The organism is Allokutzneria multivorans (genome assembly GCF_039537405.1).
Classification (GTDB): domain Bacteria; phylum Actinomycetota; class Actinomycetes; order Mycobacteriales; family Pseudonocardiaceae; genus Allokutzneria; species Allokutzneria multivorans.
Genome location: NZ_BAABAL010000005.1, coordinates 905426 through 922642, shown reverse-complemented (window position 1 = coordinate 922642; position 17217 = coordinate 905426). Strand labels below are relative to the sequence as shown.

Here is a 17217-nt window from a genome sequence, read left to right as displayed (position 1 = left end):
ACCCACACCCGGAGAAACCCCCGCCGACGCGCCTCGGCGACAGCCGTCCCACCGTCAGGGACGGCGTTTTTTATTGGCCCTGTGGGTCGCCCGGCGGGCTCGCGCCCCCAGAAAAGTTGCCGATTTTGTCCCCCATCCAGGGAGATCCGGACCACGTGCGGGCTGTGGGGAACCTGGGGGCAACCCCACCCACATCTGGGGAGCGATCTGTGGACAACTGGGGACAGATGTGGATCGCGGCTGTGGACCGAAGATCCATCCACATGCGACCCGAGTTATCCACCGATGGCATCCACCGACAATCCACACTGGAGAACCCGTCCGGACCTGCGCGGACGTCGTCTGTCCACACAATCCACAGCCCCTATTACTGCTGTTGGTTTTCCCTTGAAGTTGAAGAACAAAGAAAAAGCAGGGGGCTGGGGATCTGGGGATGGCTCGGCCGCCGAGGGGCTCGGGGACCTCCAGGCCGAGATGACGGGCCGGGCGTCGACGCTCTACCGTGGTGCCACCGCACACCAGCCGCCGGTCACTCGCCGGTCCTCAGCCGGCGTCGGCCGCTCGCTCGCCACTCAGGGTTTATTGGCGGTGTGGAGCGTCCTTGTCGGTCCGGTGCGCGAAAATCGCGTGGTTGTCTCGTCGCCGCGTCGGCGGTGCGTGCCGAACCCGAAAGGAAGCCCCATGAAGATCCGCGTCGAGCGCGACGGCCTTGCCGACGCCGTCGCCTGGGTCGCTCGCAGCCTGCCCTCGCGGCCGCCGGTGCCGGTCCTCGGCGGTGTGCTGCTGGACGCGGGCTCGGGTGAGGACTCCGGTGAGACCCTGACCATCTCCGGCTTCGACTACGAGGTCTCCGCCCAGGTCGGCGTGCCCGCGATGGTCGCGACCGGTGGCAAGACCCTGGTGTCCGGGCGCCTGCTGGCCGACATCACCAAGTCGCTGCCGAACCAGCCCGTCGAGATCTCCGTCGACGGCAGCCGCGTGAGCATCACCTGCGGCAGCTCGAAGTTCAGCCTGCCGACCATGCCGGTCGAGGACTACCCGTCGCTGCCGACCATGCCGCAGCTGGCCGGACTGCTCCAGGCCGAGGTCTTCGCCGGTGCGGTCAGCCAGGTCGCGGTCGCGGCGGGCAAGGACGACACCCTGCCGATGCTGACCGGTGTCCGCCTGGAGATCGCCGACTCCAAGCTCACCCTCGTCGCCACCGACCGCTTCCGCCTCGCCATGCGCGAGTTCGAGTGGGAGCCGTCGGGTGCGGTCGAGACCGCGGTGCTGGTTCCCGCGCGCACCATGGCCGACGCGGCGAAGACCCTCGGCGGTTCCGGCAGCAAGATCGAGCTGTCGCTCGGCTCGACGGACGGTCTGCTCGGCCTCGCGGGCTCCGGCCGCCGCACCACCACCCGGCTGCTGGACGCGGAGTTCCCGAAGTACCGCCAGCTGCTGCCCAGCGAGCACAGCGCCGCCGCCGTCATCGAGGTCTCCAAGCTCGTCGAGGCGATCAAGCGCGTCTCGCTGGTCGCCGAGCGAGGCACCCAGGTGCGGCTGGAGTTCAGCGAGGCCGGCCTGAAGCTGACCGCGGGTGGCGACGACGAGGGCAGCGCGGAGGAGGAGCTCGCCGTCGAGTTCACCGGTGAGCCGCTGACCATCGCGTTCAACCCGGCCTACCTGCTGGACGGCCTCGGCGCGCTGCACACCGACCGCGCCCAGCTGGAGTTCACCAGCTCCAAGCGCCCCGCGCTGGTCAAGCCGGTCGGCGACGAGGGCGACGTGCTGCCCGGCTACGTGTACCTGCTGATGCCGGTTCGGCTGCCGGACTGACGAACACCCCTATCCCGCAACGCTTTCAGCCCCGTTCACGAAGGATGGCATCGGTGCAGCTCGGACTCGTCGGTCTCGGCAAGATGGGCTTCAACATGCGCGAGCGGCTGCGCCGCGCCGGGCACGACGTGGTCGGTTTCGACCGCAACCCGGACGTCAGCGACGCCGCTTCGCTCGCCGACCTGGTGTCGAAGCTGGACGGGCCGCGCACCGTCTGGATCATGGTTCCGGCGGGCGGCCCGACCAGGCAGACCGTGGAGGAGCTCGGCGAGCTGCTCAGCGAGGGCGACCTGGTGATCGAGGGCGGCAACTCCCGCTTCACCGATGACCAGGAGCACGCGAAGTTCTTGGCGGACAAGGGAATCGGCTACATCGACTGCGGTGTGTCCGGCGGCGTGTGGGGCCTGGAGAACGGCTACGGCCTGATGGTCGGTGGCGAGAAGTCCTTTGTGGACCGTGCGATGCCGATCTTCGACTCGCTGCGCCCGGAGGGTCCGCGCGAGGAGGGCTTCGCGCACGCGGGCGCGGTCGGTGCCGGCCACTTCTCGAAGATGGTGCACAACGGCATCGAGTACGGCCTGATGCAGGCCTACGCGGAGGGCTTCGAGCTGCTGGACGCGTCGAAGGTGGTCACCGACGTGCCCTCGGTGATCAAGGCGTGGCAGCGCGGGACGGTCGTGCGGTCCTGGCTGCTCGACCTGCTGGTGCGGGCGCTGGACTCCGACCCGGAGCTGGACGACCTGCGCGGCTACGTCGAGGACTCCGGCGAGGGCAGGTGGACCATCGAGGAGGCGATCAACCTCGCGGTGCCCGCCCCGGTGATCTCGGCGGCGCTGTTCGCGCGGTTCGCCTCCCGCCAGGAGGACTCGCCCGCGATGCGTGCCGTCGCGGCGCTGCGCAACCAGTTCGGCGGTCACGCCGTGCACAAGTCCGGAAGCTGACAGCCGACCCGCGTGTACGTCAGACACCTCCAGGTCACCGACTTCCGCTCCTGGGAGCACGCCGACGTGCCCCTCGAACCGGGCCCCAGCGTTCTGATCGGGGCGAACGGCCAGGGCAAGACCAACCTGGTCGAGGCGATCGGCTACGTGGCCACCCTGTCCTCGCACCGGGTGGCCACGGACGCTCCACTCGTCCGGATGGGCGCTCCGCGCGCCGTCGTCCGCACGGCCGTCGTGCACAGCGGCCGCGAACTGCTGGTCGAGCTGGAAATCACGCCGGGCAAGGCCAACCGGGCCCGGATCAACCGCGCCCCCGCGGGCAAACCGCGCGACGTGCTGGGCATTCTCCGCACGGTGCTGTTCGCGCCGGAGGACCTGGCGCTCGTGCGGGGCGATCCCGGTGAGCGCAGGCGCTTCGCCGACGACCTGCTGGTGGCGCGCACACCGCGACTGGCCGGGCTGCGTTCGGACTACGAGCGCGTGCTCAAGCAGCGGGGCGCACTGCTGAAGACCTCGGGCGCCGCGCGGCGGGCGGGCAGGGGCGGCGACATCGGCACGCTGGAGGTCTGGGACGGGCACCTCGCCCGGCATGGCGCCCAGTTGCTCGCCTACCGGCTGAACCTGGTCGCCGACCTGGAACCGCTCGTCGAGGCCGCGTACGCCGGAGTCGCGCCGGAGTCGCGACCAGCGCACATCCGCTACCGCAGCACCCTGGGCGAGGACCTGCCCGAGGGCTACGGTGTGCCGGGCGGGCCGAGGGCCGACGCCGAGCAGCTGGAGACGTTGCTGCTGGAGTCGATGGCCAAGGTGCGCTCGCAGGAGCTGGACCGAGGGGTCTGCCTGGTCGGACCGCACCGCGACGACATCGAGCTGATCCTCGGTGAGGCGCCCGCGAAGGGCTACGCCAGTCACGGCGAGTCGTGGTCGTTCGCGCTGGCCCTGCGCCTGGGCGCCTACGAGGTGCTGCGCGGGGACGGCGTCGAGCCGGTGCTCGTGCTCGACGACGTGTTCGCCGAGCTGGACCGGCGGCGACGGCAGCGCCTGGCCGCCGTCGCGGCGGCTGCCGAGCAGGTCCTGGTGACCGCGGCGGTCGCAGAGGACGTGCCTGCGGAGCTCGACGCGGTCCGCTACGACGTGCGGGAAGGAGAGATCCACCGTGTCCGATGAGCAGCGGGACCAACGTCGCACATCTGGGGATAACCCTGTGGACAGTGTGGACAACTCCGTCACGCGTCGAGGTGGGACGGCCCCTGACCCAGGGATGAGCCCGGAAGGTTCCACCCGGTCGGGTGGTGACAACGCCGGGTCCGAGCACGCACTGCGAGGATCCGACCTCGCCAGGGCCGCCCTCGACGCCGCGAAGGCGGAAGCGAAGGCCCGGGGTGCGCCCAAGGGCAGGGCGAAGGGCTCGGCGGCGAGCATCGGCCGGTCGAGCACGTCGCGCAAGCGCCGCCGCTGGTCCGGGCCGGGGGTGGACGACCGCGATCCCCAGCCGCTGGGCAGGCTCGCCGCGCGGATCATGGCCGACCGGGGCTGGCAGGGCCAGCTCGCCGGGGGGCACGTGTTCAGCCGCTGGGCCGCGCTGGTCGGCGACGAGGTCGCTGAGCACGCCAAACCGGTTGCGCTCCAGGACGGCGAGCTGACCGTCCAGGCCAGTTCGACCGCATGGGCGACGCAGTTGCGGTTGCTCCAGCGGCAGCTGCTCACCAAGATCGCCGCAGGGGTCGGAAAAGGCGTCGTGCGCAGGTTGAAGGTCCAGGGACCGGCCGCACCGAGCTGGAAGCACGGTCCGCGCCATGTACCCGGGCGAGGCCCGCGCGACACGTACGGTTGAAATCAGCCGCCAAGGAGAGCGCCGCAGGCGTGTCGAACCCGCGTCGCGGCACTCTGGACGTGGTGAAGTTCCCGCACATCGCCCTGTGACGTTCTCAGGGGTGTCCTAGTGCCCGTTCTGTCGGTGCCGACCGGTAGGATTGAGAAGGTTGGGGCCAGCTCTCCTGCGAGGTAGCTCCGACTCACCATCGCGTGCACCTTGTCTGCGAGGAGACACCAGGCCCGTGGCTGACAACAAGAACGAGTACGACGCGTCATCGATCACCGTCCTCGAAGGCCTCGAAGCCGTTCGCAAGCGGCCGGGCATGTACATCGGTTCGACGGGTGAGCGCGGCCTGCACCACCTGATCTGGGAGGTCGTCGACAACGCGGTCGACGAGGCGATGGCGGGCTTCGCGACCGTCGTCGACGTCACCCTGCTCGCCGACGGCGGCGTCCGCGTCATCGACGACGGCCGCGGCATCCCCACCGGCATCATGCCGGGCGAGGGCAAGCCCGCCGTCGAGGTCGTGATGACCAAGCTGCACGCGGGCGGCAAGTTCGACGGCGAGAGCTACGCGGTCTCGGGTGGTCTGCACGGCGTCGGCATCTCCGTGGTGAACGCGCTGTCCACCGCCGTGGACGTGGAGATCCACCAGAACGGCTCGGTGTACCGCCAGCGCTACGAGGCGTCCAAGCCCGCGCACGAGCTGCGCAAGGACGAGGACACCGACCGCACGGGCACCTCGATCACCTACTGGGCGGACGGTGAGATCTTCGAGACCACCGCCTACAACATCGAGACGATCGCCCGCCGGCTGCAGGAGATGGCCTTCCTCAACAAGGGCCTGACCATCGTGCTGCGCGACGAGCGGGTCGCCGAGGGCGAGGAGGACGCGGAGATCGGCAAGGTCCGCGAGCGCACCTTCCACTACCCGGGTGGCCTCGAGGACTTCGTCCGGCACATCAACGCCACCCGCGACGAGATCCACAAGACGGTCATCGCCTTCGAGGGCAAGGGCGACACCCTCGAGGTCGAGATCGCGATGCAGTGGAACACCGGCTACTCCGAGTCGGTCTACACCTTCGCGAACACGATCAACACGCACGAGGGCGGTACCCACGAGGAGGGCTTCCGCGCCGCGCTGACCCGCGTCATCAACGAGTACGCGCGCGACAAGAAGCTGCTCAAGGAGAAGGACGCCAACCTCTCCGGCGACGACGTGCGCGAGGGCCTCGCCGCGATCATCTCGGTGAAGCTCAAGGAGCCCCAGTTCGAGGGCCAGACCAAGACCAAGCTCGGCAACACCGAGGCGAAGTCCTTCGTGCAGAAGGCGTGCAACGAGCACTTGGCCGACTGGCTGGACCGCAACCCCGCCGACGCGCGGACGATCATCACCAAGGCGATCTCCTCGTCGCAGGCCCGGATGGCCGCGCGCAAGGCCCGCGAACTGGTGCGGCGCAAGGGCGCGCTGGACATCGGCGGCCTGCCCGGCAAGCTCAAGGACTGCCGTTCCACCAACCCGGCGGAGTGCGAGATCTACGTCGTCGAGGGCGACTCGGCGGGCGGCTCGGCTAAGGAGGGCCGGGACTCGATGTACCAGGCGATCCTGCCGATCCGCGGCAAGATCATCAACGTTGAGAAGGCGCGCATCGACCGCGTGCTGAAGAACAACGAGGTGCAGAGCATGATCACCGCGCTCGGCACGGGCATCCACGAGGAGTTCGACCTCGAGAAGCTGCGGTACCACAAGATCGTGCTGATGGCCGACGCCGACGTCGACGGCCAGCACATCCGCACGCTCCTGCTGACGCTGCTGTTCCGCTTCATGCGCCCGCTGATCGAGCACGGCCACGTGTACCTCGCGCAGCCGCCGCTCTACAAGATCAAGTGGCTGCGGGCGGAGCCGGAGTTCGCCTACTCCGACCGCGAGCGCGACGGGCTGATCGAACAGGGCCTCGCCGCGGGCAAGAAGCTCGGCAAGGACGACAACATCCAGCGCTACAAGGGTCTCGGCGAGATGAACGCCGACGAGCTGTGGGAGACCACCATGGACCCGGCGCAGCGCGTTCTGCTCCAGGTGACCATGGACGACGCCGCGACGGCCGACGAGCTGTTCAGCGTGCTGATGGGGGAGGACGTCGAGGCGCGGCGGTCCTTCATCACCCGCAACGCCAAGGGCGTCCGCTTCCTCGACGTCTGACCGGCTCGCTCCCACCCCTCCCGGCCCGCCCAGCTGAAGCACGAGAAGGACTGCAATGACGGACACGACGCTTCCGCCGCAGCACGACCGCACAGAACCGCGCGACATCCAGCAGGAGATGCAGAACTCCTACATCGACTACGCGATGAGCGTCATCGTGGGTCGAGCCCTGCCGGACGTGCGCGACGGTCTCAAGCCGGTGCACCGCCGCGTGCTCTACTCGATGTTCGACTCCGGCTTCCGCCCGGACCGCGGCTACAACAAGTGCTCCCGCGTCGTCGGCGACGTCATGGGCAACTACCACCCGCACGGTGACTCCTCGATCTACGACACCCTCGTGCGGATGGCCCAGCCGTGGTCGCTGCGCTACCCGCTCGTCGACGGCCAGGGCAACTTCGGCTCCTCGGGCAACGACCCCGCCGCCGCGATGCGCTACACCGAGTCCCGGCTCGCGCCGCTGGCCATGCACCTGCTGGCCGACATCGACGAGGACACGGTCGACTTCCGGCCGAACTACGACGGCCGCACCCAGGAACCCGACGTCCTGCCCGCCCGCATCCCGAACCTGCTGATCAACGGCTCTGCGGGCATCGCGGTCGGCATGGCGACGAACATCCCGCCGCACAACCTGCGCGAGGTCGCCTCCGGCGTGGTCTGGGCGCTGGAGAACTGGGACGCCGGCGAGGACGAGACGCTCGCGGCGATGATGGCGCGGATCAAGGGGCCGGACTTCCCGACCTCCGCGCAGATCCTGGGCACGCAGGGCATCGAGGACGCCTACCGCACCGGCCGCGGTTCGGTCCGGATGCGCTCCGTCGTCGACATCGACGAGGACGCCAAGGGCCGCACGATCCTGGTCGTCACCGAGCTGCCGTACCAGGTCAACCCGGACAACCTGGTCGAGAACATCGCCAACCTGGTGCGCGACGCCAAGCTCACCGGCATCGCCAACATCGCCGACGAGTCCAACAGCCGCAAGGGCATGAGGATCGTCATCACCATCAAGCGCGACGCCGTCGCCAAGGTGGTGCTGAACAACCTCTACAAGCACACCCAGCTGCAGTACTCCTTCGGCGTCAACATGCTGGCCCTGGTCGACGGCGTGCCGCGCACGCTGCGGCTGGACCAGATGATCCGGCACTACGTGAAGCACCAGGTCGAGGTCATCGTCCGGCGGACCAAGTACCGCCTGCGCAAGGCCGAGGAGCGCGCGCACATCTGGCGCGGCCTGGTCAAGGCGCTGGACATGCTCGACGAGGTCATCGCGCTGATCCGCCGCTCCGACACCCCGGACACCGCCCGCTCCGGCCTGATCGAGCTGCTCGGCGTCGACGAGGTCCAGGCGAACGCGATCCTGGAGATGCAGCTGCGCCGCCTCGCCGCACTGGAGCGGCAGAAGATCGTCGACCAGCTGGCCGAGATCGAGGTCGAGATCGCCGACCTCAAGGACATCCTCGCCAAGCCCGAGCGGCAGCGGCAGATCGTCCGCGACGAGCTGATGGCCATCGTGGACAAGCACGGCGACGACCGCCGCACCAAGATCATCCCCTTCGACGGCGACATGTCGATGGAGGACCTGATCGCGGTCGAGGACGTCGTCACCACGATCACCAGGACCGGCTACGCCAAGCGCACCAAGACCGACCTCTACCGCTCGCAGAAGCGCGGCGGCAAGGGCGTGCAGGGCGCGCAGCTCAAGCAGGACGACATCGTGGCGCACTTCTTCGTGTGCTCGACCCACGACTGGATCCTGTTCTTCACCAACCAGGGCCGGGTCTACCGCGCGAAGGCCTACGAGCTGCCGGAGGCCAACCGCACGGCCCGCGGCCAGCACGTGGCGAACCTGCTGGCCTTCCAGCCGGACGAGCACATCGCCCAGGTCATCCACATCGCGGACTACCAGGCCGCGCCCTACCTCGTGCTCGCCACGAAGGGCGGCCTGGTCAAGAAGTCGAAGCTGTCCGACTTCGACTCCAACCGCAGCGGCGGCCTCATCGGCATCAACCTGCGCGAGGGCGACGAGCTCGTCGGCGCGGTGCTGTGCTCCTCCGAGGACGACCTGCTCCTGGTCTCCGCGGACGGCCAGTCCATCCGCTTCCACGCCAGCGACGAGGCGCTGCGCCCGATGGGCCGGGCGACCTCCGGCGTGCTCGGCATGCGCTTCAACGAGGGTGACGAGCTGCTCGCGATGGGCGTCGTGGCCGAGGACAAGTTCGTGCTCGTGGCGACCGACGGCGGCTACGCCAAGCGGACGCCGCTCGGCGACTACCCGATCCAGGGACGCGGCGGCAAGGGCGTGCTGACCATCCAGCACGACCGCAGGCGTGGCAGGCTGGTCGGTGCGTTGATCGTTGACGTCGACGACGAGCTCTACGCGATCACCTCCAGCGGCGGCGTCATCCGCACGAGCGCGGCCGAGGTCCGCAAGGCGGGCAGGCAGACCAAGGGGGTGCGCCTGATGAACCTGGGCGAGAAGACCACTCTGGTCGCGGTGGCGCGCAATGCTGACGACAATGAACCCGAGCCCGGCACCGAGGCCGCAGACGGTCCCGGAGTCGAAGCCGTGCTCGGCGCGGCGGTGGACGAGGTGACCGAGTCCGTTGACGAGGTCGTCGCCGACACCGACGTGAGCGATCAGACCGAGGAAGGCAACAACTAGGCGGCCGTGCGCGTCTAGCTGGATGGACAGCACCATCGGCAAAGGACCGTGATGACTTCACCCCAGAACCCCGACCGAACCGAAGACCAGGCAGGGAAGTCCGAGGACCGGACGTCGCTGATCACCAGTCCCGGGGCGGACGGGGGCGCCGAACCCGTCGAGCAGGCCGACGCCGGCGACGGCGCGACGCAGGCTCCGCAGGAGACCGCACGGGCTGAGGGCAACGGCTCCGCCGAGGCCACCCAGAAGGTGGCCAAGCCCGCCAAGGGCGAGGGTGGTGGTCCCCAGATCGACGCCAAGACCGAGCACATCGCGCTCGGTTCGGCTCCGCCGCCGTGGCAGCGGGTCACCGTGTCCGGACAGGGCACGGCCCCGCCGCCACCGACGGCTCAGCAGCCGCCCGGCGGGCTCGGACGCCCGCCGGAGCAGCCGAGGGACTTCGCCGAGGAGTTCCAGGACGAGCCCACGCAGCACACCGAGCAGCCGATGTTCGCCGGGTTGAGCGACGAGTCGATCGGCGGGCGCACCACCGTGACCTTCCCCACAGCGGGTGGTCGCCCGGCCGCGTCCGCCGCCGCCTCGGCCGCGACGGCGGCGGCACCGAGCGCCCGTCGCACCGGACGGGGCCCGCGCAGGGCCAGCCTCCAGGTCAAGCGGATCGACCCCTGGTCGGTGCTGAAGCTGGCACTGGTGCTGTCGGTGGCGCTGTTCTTCGTGTGGATGGTCGCCGTCGGCGTGCTCTACGGCGTGCTGCACGGGATGAGCGTGTGGGACAAGCTCAACGGCACCTACAAGGACCTGGTGCAGACCGCCGACGGGGCCAACGCGGAGCCTCTGATCAGCGTCGGCCGCGTGTTCGGCGTCTCGGCGATCGTGGGCGCCATCAACATCATCCTGTTCACCGCGATGGCCACGGTCAGCGCGTTCGTCTACAACGTCTCCGCCGAGCTCGCGGGCGGCGTCGAGGTCACGCTCTCCGAGCGTGACTAGGGACTTTGCCGTGAAGCTGGCCCCGGTTTGGGCCGGGGCCAGCGCATCGGGTAGTGTCTGTTTCACCGCAAGGGCCTATAGCTCAGCTCGGTTAGAGCGCTTCACTGATAATGAAGAGGTCGGAGGTTCAAGTCCTCCTAGGCCCACTGCAAGTTCCTGTCTTGGGGGCACCCGGGATCATTGCGCCGCTAAGGAGGCGACCGGACGTGAAGAAGTTGCTCGCTCTTGCTGCTGTTGCAGGCGCCGTGCTGTTCTTCGTGAAGCGCAACCGCTCGGCGAAGGCCGAGGCGGACCTGTGGCGCGAGGCCACCGCGCCGACCGAGAACTGATCTCGCGACGAGCGCCAGCCGCTCGTTGAGGACCTGTAGCCCCGGTGGCCTTCTGGCCGCCGGGGCACATGTCCGCTCGGGGACATAGCTCAATTGGCAGAGCACCGCCTTTGCAAGGCGGGGGTTAGGGGTTCGATTCCCCTTGTCTCCACGTACTTTGGACGACCCTGCTCAGGTGCTGGCGCACCTTCGCCGGGTCGTCCGTCCTATGTTGGGGGGCCGAGCCCCCCACGCCCCCCACGGTGCGGGCTCCTGCTGAACCAGCGTGGTTTGCTCGGCTTCGCCGTTGCCTCGTTGGGTGTTGACCAGCGTTCGGCTGCTTCGCTTCGCTCGCATGATTCGGCTGTGCCGTCGCGGGTTTGGGTTCTGGTTGACTGCCTGGCATGAAGCGGATCGTTGGTGTGGCCGTCCTGCTGACTTGTGTTGCTGGGTGTGGTGGGGGGACACCTTCTGCTGGCAGTACAACGACATCGTCGGCTGCGGCATCTTCGGCTTCTGGTGGGGGGACGGTGGAGGCGCCTCGGTGGCCGGGGGTGGGGGGCGAAGGGAAGTGTCCGTACCTGGGGAGTGCGGATGTGGCTCAGTTCAACGGGCAGCAGGTGGGGAAGGTGAAGTTGGGGGACGGGGCCGCGGGGGAGCATCCGGTGTGCTTCTTCTTCCGGCCCAACGGGGAAGAGCAGTTGAGGGTGCGGATCTTCACGGGGACCGAGGCTGAGGCGAAGGCCTTGGTGGACTCGGTGGCGCCGGTGGCCACCTCCTCGCCGGTCACGTTGGACGGCGGGTGGAAGGGCGGGGCGCAGCCCACTGAGAAGGGGGCCGTGTTCGCTGTCGCCAAGGGCGGGGTCGCGGTTGCGGCGGTGTCCAACCAGAAGCGGACGATCGCGCCCAAGCGGGCCGTTGAGAAGGCGGTTGAAGCGGTGAAGACCGCTGGATGACGGCCCTGTGGGCAACTCTGTGCGGTTGACGAACAACAGCCCATGACAGGCCACAGGGCCGGTGTCATGGGCTGTTGCGTGATCGAGCGCTGCGCGAAGAGCCCTCCGCCAGCGGGGCGAGCAGGTGCTCGTGGTGGGGCTACTTCTTGGTGTTGTTGGTGCCGGGCTTGGTCGCGCCACCCGCACCCGCGGTGGTGGTGGGCTTGGCGGTGTGCTTGCCATCGCCCCCGTTCCCATTGCCGTTGTCGCTGGACGTGCGCTGCTGCGGCGGCTGGAGCTGGTCCTCGACCTCCTCGTGGAGGGAGACCTGCTCCGGGCGCTTGGACAGCACCGTCGCCACGGCGGCGCCGATGCCACCGAGCAGCAGCAGGACCACCGGCCACCTGCGCCGCTTCTTCGGCTGCTCCTTCGCGAACTTCGCCGCGAGGTCCTTGTAGGCCGCGGTCGTGGTCTTGTGCAGCTCCTTGCGAGCCGCCTTGAACTCCTTGCGCGCGGCCTTGCTGCGCTTGCCGAGCTGCTTGCGGGCCTTGCGGCCGCGCTTTCCGAGGTCCTCGGCCGTGTCCGCGACGCTGGCCTGGATCTTCTCGGGGGTCAGTCCGCGCTTCGCCAACTTCTTCTCCGCCTTCGCCAACGCACGTTTCGACACCTTGATGCCCTGCTCAGCGGCCTTCTCCGTGCGCACACGCGCCGCCTTCAGGCCGGTCCCCATCGCCCTGCCGACCTTCTCGCCGGCCTGGGACATGGTCTTCACCTCGTCCATGGCACTCCTCCAAGACACGCCTGTGGACAGCCATACCCAATCCTGCCCCTTCCCACGCGAACTCGCCGTGGATGGCACGATGGCGTGGTGGCTGAGAGCAACGAATCCCTCGTGGGCAAGACCGTGAAGGTCACCCTGAACACCTCGCACGGCGAGATCCGGCTGGACCTCTTCTCGAACCACGCGCCGAAGACGGTCAGCAACTTCGTCGGCCTGGCGCAGGGCACGAAGGAGTACAAGGAGAACAACGCCAAGGGCGAGACGACCGGGCCGTTCTACGACGGCTCGATCTTCCACCGCATCATCGACGGCTTCATGCTGCAGGCGGGCGACCCGACCGGAACCGGCCGCGGCGGCCCCGGCTACCGCTTCGCCGACGAGTTCCACCCGGAACTCACCTTCAGCAAGCCCTACCTGCTGGCGATGGCGAACGCGGGGCCGAACACCAACGGCTCGCAGTTCTTCATCACCGTCGGCCCCACCACCTGGCTGAACTTCAAGCACACCATCTTCGGCGAGGTGGCCGACGCCGAGTCGCGCGCCGTCGTCGACGCGATCGCCAAGGTGCCGACCGATCAGGGCGACAAGCCGCTGACCGACGTGACGCTGGACAGCGTCACCGTCGAGATCACTGCGGACTGAGCGGACCGGCATGACGGTTCCGCCGTCCCCACCGACGGGGCCGGACGGGGGCCAGCCCGCGCTGCCGGGCTGCGTGCGACACCCCGACCGGCCCACCGGGCTCCGCTGCACGCGGTGCGAGCGGCCCGCCTGCCCGGACTGCCTTCGCGAGGCCGCGGTCGGCTACCAGTGCGTCGACTGCGTCCGCGAGGGCAACCGCGATGTGCGGCGGCCGGTCACGGTCGCGGGTGCCGAACTGGTCAGCAAGCCGATCGTGGCTCCGGTGCTGATCGCGCTGAACGTGGTGGTCTTCGTGATCACCGCGGTGCAGTCGGGCAGCATCATGACCAACTACGACGGCTCCGACCTGTTCCTCGACTGGTTCATGCGGCCGGTCCTGGTCGCGACCGACGAGTGGTGGCGACTGGTCACCAACGGCTTCCTGCACGACGGCGTCGCGCACCTCGGCGTGAACATGCTCGCGCTGTGGTTCCTGGGCAGGGACCTCGAACTGCTGCTCGGCCGAGGGCGTTTCATCGCCAGCTACGTGCTGTCGCTGCTCGGCGGCTCGGTCGCGATCATGCTCTTCGACTCGCCGATGACCGCGGCGGTCGGTGCCTCCGGCGCGATCTACGGCCTGCTCGGCGGCCTGCTGGTCGCCGTGCTCAAGCTGAAGCTGAACATCGGGCCGGTGCTCGGGGTGATCGCGCTGAACGTGGCGATCACCTTCAGCGTCCCGAACATCTCCTTCCTCGCTCACGCGGGTGGCTTCGTGGTCGGGGCCGCGCTGATGGCGGCGATGCTCTACGCGCCGTCCAAGCAGCGCGGGCTGTGGCAGCTCGGCGCGTTCGTGGCCACCACCGTCGTACTGGCCGGGCTGACGCTCTACCGCTACAACGAGTTGCAGGCGCTGCTACTGGGCGGCTAGCCCGAGCAGTTCCTTCGTGACGTCGACCGGATCGGCGCCGAGGTCCAGCCTGGTGAACACCAGCAGGGTCTCGGCGCCGTCCCGCGTCTGGACGTCGATCTCCAGCACCGTGCTGTTCCTGCCGAACCGCCGCGAGCTGTGCAGGCGCGGGGTCAGCTCGGCCCAGCTCCACGAGCGTGCCCCGGTCAGGCCGCGGACGGTGATGCCTTCGGTGTCGGCGGTGAGCCGCGGCCGGGCCAGGGTGCCGAACAGCGCGGCGAAGCCGATCAGGGCCGCAGCGACTCCGGCGAAGACCTGCGTCGGGGTGTCGCGCGCGAGGAAGACCCATGTCAGAGCCCCAGCGGAGAGCAGCCAGCCGCCGCCGACCGCCACGGCTGGCGGGGACCAGTTCCGGGGCCCGGTGGCGCTTGCGTCGTTCATCCGACCGTCTCCCAGAGTTCGTGTTGGGGCTGCGGTAACCACATCATCTAGTGCCTCGGGGCCGACCGGGACCGGCTATCCAGTGGACGTCCCGGCGAGTTATCCACAGCAGTTGTCCCCAGTGGGGATGAACTTACGAGCGAACGGCCCGGACACCGTGGTGTCCGGGCCGTTCGGCGGCACGATCGGCCTGTCGGCCGGGTGGTCAGCGCCAGCGCATCGTCATGAGCAGGCCGGTGATCATCAGAGCGAACCCGACGGCGAAGTTCCACGGGCCGAGGTCCTGCATCACCGGGATCTGCGTGCCAGCGAGGTAGTTCACCACCAGCCAGGCAAGACCGAGCAGCATCATGCCCAGCATCACCACGACGTACACGGGGTGTGACGGGCCGGCACCCCGCACCTTCACCGGCGTGCGCCGGTCTGGCGGTGCGGTGTACACGTCCTTCTTGCGGACCTTGGACTTAGGCATTCTCGTCCTCGCGTGCTCCTCGACCGGCCGGTTACCGGGCGTTTCCGGGGTCCGCAAAATCCGGCCCCGGCCCTGTGAACACGTTAACGTAACCGCCTGGGTTAGCGAACTACCTCTGTGGTCACCGCAGCCGAATGAACGGGAGGGCCGGGTGCGCAGGCTCGACGGCTGGCGGTTCGCCGTGCCCGCGGTGTGCGTGGTGACCGGCCTGTTGTTCGCGGTGAGCCGCAACGCCTCGGACGGGTACGACCTCAGGGGTGGCAGGACGACGGAGCTGTCCGGGGTGGTGCGCGAGGCCGAGTCCGACGTCAGCGGCGCTCAGCAGCGGCTCGCCGGGCTGCGTGCGGAGGTCGACCGGCTCAGCCTTGCACAGGCGGGCTCGGACCAGCGGGTCTCCGAGGCGCGCGGGCGGGCGGACCGGCTCGGCGCCCGGGTCGGGCTGAGCCCGCTGATCGGCCCCGGCGTCGCGGTGCGGCTGACAGACGCCCCGCGCGGACCGGACGGCCGCTATCCCAAGGACGTGGACCCGGACTCGCTCGTCGTGCACCAGGCGGACGTGCAGAGCGTGCTCAACGCGTTGTGGGCAGGCGGAGCAGAAGCGATCTCGGTCGCCGACCAGCGGTTGGTGAGCACCTCGGCTGTGAGGTGCATCGGGAACACACTGCTCTTGCACGGACGCACGTACTCTCCGCCTTACGTCATACAAGCGATCGGGGACACGGAACGGATGAGCGCGGCACTGGACGCGGAACCAGGGGTGCGTCTGTTCCGTCAGTACGCCCAGGTCTACGGCCTTGGCTACCGCGTCTCGGCGAGTGAGGCGATCGGCGTGCCCGGCTACACCGGGCCGTTGCGGCTGGACAAGGCGCAGGAGGTGCCGCGGTGAGTACGAACCCGCCCCCGGGGCAGCGGCCGGTCCCGCGCTACCAGCGCGACCAGTCCCAGCCGCAGACCCCGCCTCCTGGCACGCCCGTCCCGCAGGGTCCGCCGCCGCCCGCCCGGCCGCAGGGACCACCCCCCGGCGCTCGGCCTCAAGGACCGCCGCCGAGGCAGAACCCGCAGCCGGGACCGCGTCCGCCTCAGCCGGTGCGCGCACCGCAGCTCGACGAGCCGCCGACGCAGCCGATCCCGCGCGTGCGCGCTACGCCACCGCCCCCGCAGCCGCCGAGGCGCCCCGCCCGGCTGATCGAGGACGACCAGCCGACGCGGCACATCCCGCGCGTGGTGGACGAGGAGACCACGGAGGTCGAGAAGCCACCGGAGGATGTCATCGCTGCTGCTGCTGCTGCCGCCGCGGCCGCGGTCGCCGACGAGGAGCGCGAAGAGCTCCCGGCCAAGCCGCCGGAGGAACAGCCGAAGGAGACCGGACGCGTCGTCGTGCGCTCCATCGGCGAAGTGCTGATCACCGCTGGCCTCGTGGTGCTGCTGTTCGTCTTCTACGAGGTCTACGTGACCGACTGGCTCTCCGCCGGCAAGCAGTCCGACGCCACGGTCGCGCTGGACGATCGCTGGAAGGGCCAGGAAGACCCGCAGCGCAAGACGCAGTTCCAGGTCGGCGACGGCGAGGGCTTCGCCAAGATCCGGATTCCGAAGTTCGGCGCCGACTACGTCTACACGGTGCTCGAAGGCACCACCGACAAGATCCTCGAGGTCGGCCCCGGCCACTACAAGGGCACGGCCTTCCCCGGGCAGACCGGCAACTTCGCGGTCGCGGGTCACCGGGTCGGCAAGGGCGCGCCGTTCAACGACATCGACCTGCTGGACGCCTGCGACGCCATCGTGGTCGAGACCTCCGACAGCTGGTTCGTCTACCGGATGATGCCGAAGTCCAACGAGGTCAAGGACTGGGACAAGACCAAGGCCGCCAACCAGAAGTGCCAGCGGGTCGGGACGCTGCGCACCAACGCGGCCGACGGCGGCGCCTACGGCAAGACGGTCGGCCAGGAGATCGTGCTGCCCAGCCAGAGCGGCGTCATCGCACCCGTGCCGAACCGCCCGGACGCGCAGCTGCCCTCGGGCCAGCAGGCCTCGCTGATCACGCTCACCACCTGCCACCCCCGGTTCTCCGCGCGGCAGCGGCTGATCGTGCACGGCGTGCTCACCCACCAGTACAAGAAGGACCCCGCCAAGCCCGGTGAACTGCCGCCCGAGATGCAGGAGAGCTAGCGATGTACGGCTGGATCTGGCGCCACCTGCCCGGGCCGCTCCCGGTGCGGATCTTCGAAGCGCTGCTGCTGATCTCCGCGGTGGTCGCCCTGCTGCTGTTCGTGGTGTTCCCGTGGATCGAACCGCGGCTCCCGTTCAACCAAGTCACCACTGGATGAGGGTGGT

At 69.2% G+C, this 17217-nt stretch carries 17 protein-coding genes and 2 tRNA genes; 16 read left to right on the top strand and 3 right to left on the bottom strand.

The features are described 5' to 3' along the window. Window positions 1-681 precede the first annotated feature (681 nt). The 11 genes from dnaN (at window position 682) to ABD798_RS08305 (ending at window position 11685) form a co-directional block, all read left to right on the top strand. Window positions 682-1815, top strand: coding sequence for a DNA polymerase III subunit beta (gene dnaN, locus ABD798_RS08355; RefSeq protein WP_344872330.1), 1134 nt, complete (start codon window positions 682-684; stop codon window positions 1813-1815). 53 nt (window positions 1816-1868) lie between these two features. Further along, on the top strand, window positions 1869-2756 hold the full coding sequence (gnd, locus tag ABD798_RS08350; RefSeq protein WP_344872328.1) for a phosphogluconate dehydrogenase (NAD(+)-dependent, decarboxylating): 888 nt from the start codon (window positions 1869-1871) through the stop codon (window positions 2754-2756). A gap of 12 nt (window positions 2757-2768) precedes the next feature. After that, entirely contained in the window at window positions 2769-3923 is a 1155-nt protein-coding gene (recF, locus tag ABD798_RS08345; RefSeq protein WP_344872326.1) for a DNA replication/repair protein RecF, read from the top strand. Between the two features lie 94 nt (window positions 3924-4017). After that, window positions 4018-4590 carry a DciA family protein gene (locus tag ABD798_RS08340; protein WP_344872324.1) on the top strand — a complete coding sequence of 191 codons (573 nt, stop codon included), beginning with the start codon at window positions 4018-4020 and terminating at the stop codon, window positions 4588-4590. 223 nt (window positions 4591-4813) lie between these two features. Further along, entirely contained in the window at window positions 4814-6772 is a 1959-nt protein-coding gene (gene gyrB, locus ABD798_RS08335) for a DNA topoisomerase (ATP-hydrolyzing) subunit B (protein ID WP_344872322.1), read from the top strand. A 55-nt stretch (window positions 6773-6827) separates the two neighbouring features. Next, window positions 6828-9431 (top strand): DNA gyrase subunit A, encoded by a 2604-nt coding sequence (gene gyrA, locus ABD798_RS08330; RefSeq protein WP_344872320.1) that lies wholly within the window; start codon window positions 6828-6830, stop codon window positions 9429-9431. Between the two features lie 120 nt (window positions 9432-9551). Further along, window positions 9552-10421, top strand: coding sequence for a DUF3566 domain-containing protein (locus tag ABD798_RS08325; protein ID WP_425549192.1), 870 nt, complete (start codon window positions 9552-9554; stop codon window positions 10419-10421). Between the two features lie 71 nt (window positions 10422-10492). Then, window positions 10493-10567: transfer RNA gene (locus ABD798_RS08320), tRNA-Ile, on the top strand. Between the two features lie 60 nt (window positions 10568-10627). Then, window positions 10628-10750, top strand: coding sequence for a DLW-39 family protein (locus ABD798_RS08315; RefSeq protein WP_210407818.1), 123 nt, complete (start codon window positions 10628-10630; stop codon window positions 10748-10750). Window positions 10751-10828: 78 nt separating this feature from the next. Next, window positions 10829-10901: transfer RNA gene (locus ABD798_RS08310), tRNA-Ala, on the top strand. 232 nt (window positions 10902-11133) lie between these two features. Continuing rightward, window positions 11134-11685 (top strand): DUF2020 domain-containing protein, encoded by a 552-nt coding sequence (locus tag ABD798_RS08305; protein WP_344872316.1) that lies wholly within the window; start codon window positions 11134-11136, stop codon window positions 11683-11685. A gap of 139 nt (window positions 11686-11824) precedes the next feature. On the opposite strand, the gene ABD798_RS08300 is transcribed toward ABD798_RS08305, so the two are convergent. After that, on the bottom strand, window positions 11825-12445 hold the full coding sequence (locus tag ABD798_RS08300) for a hypothetical protein (RefSeq protein WP_344872314.1): 621 nt from the start codon (window positions 12443-12445) through the stop codon (window positions 11825-11827). Window positions 12446-12532: 87 nt separating this feature from the next. On the opposite strand from ABD798_RS08300, the gene ABD798_RS08295 reads away from it, so the two are divergent. Further along, window positions 12533-13087, top strand: a complete 555-nt coding sequence (locus ABD798_RS08295; RefSeq protein ID WP_344872312.1) for a peptidylprolyl isomerase — start codon at window positions 12533-12535, stop codon at window positions 13085-13087. A gap of 10 nt (window positions 13088-13097) precedes the next feature. After that, a complete protein-coding gene (locus ABD798_RS08290; RefSeq protein WP_344872310.1) occupies window positions 13098-13994 on the top strand; it encodes a rhomboid family intramembrane serine protease in 897 nt (298 codons plus the stop codon). Here the strand turns inward: ABD798_RS08290 and ABD798_RS08285 are convergent. Together ABD798_RS08285 and crgA are read right to left on the bottom strand one after the other, a co-directional pair. Next, window positions 13980-14414 (bottom strand): PH domain-containing protein, encoded by a 435-nt coding sequence (locus ABD798_RS08285; protein ID WP_344872308.1) that lies wholly within the window; start codon window positions 14412-14414, stop codon window positions 13980-13982. The genes ABD798_RS08290 and ABD798_RS08285 overlap by 15 nt on opposite strands. 205 nt (window positions 14415-14619) lie before the next feature. Further along, window positions 14620-14886, bottom strand: a complete 267-nt coding sequence (gene crgA, locus ABD798_RS08280; RefSeq protein WP_344872306.1) for a cell division protein CrgA — start codon at window positions 14884-14886, stop codon at window positions 14620-14622. A 151-nt stretch (window positions 14887-15037) separates the two neighbouring features. On the opposite strand from crgA, the gene ABD798_RS08275 reads away from it, so the two are divergent. The 3 genes from ABD798_RS08275 to ABD798_RS08265 are packed head-to-tail and all read left to right on the top strand — an operon-like array spanning window position 15038 to window position 17210. Then, the gene (locus ABD798_RS08275; RefSeq protein WP_344872304.1) at window positions 15038-15772 is read left to right on the top strand and encodes a DUF881 domain-containing protein; all 735 of its coding nucleotides are present in this window, start codon (window positions 15038-15040) and stop codon (window positions 15770-15772) included. Beyond that, a complete protein-coding gene (locus tag ABD798_RS08270) occupies window positions 15769-17052 on the top strand; it encodes a class E sortase (RefSeq protein ID WP_344872303.1) in 1284 nt (427 codons plus the stop codon). The genes ABD798_RS08275 and ABD798_RS08270 overlap by 4 nt, the downstream gene beginning before the upstream one ends. Before the next feature lie 2 nt (window positions 17053-17054). Beyond that, complete coding sequence (locus ABD798_RS08265; protein ID WP_169748560.1) at window positions 17055-17210, top strand: hypothetical protein; 156 nt, start codon at window positions 17055-17057, stop codon at window positions 17208-17210. Window positions 17211-17217 lie beyond the last annotated feature (7 nt).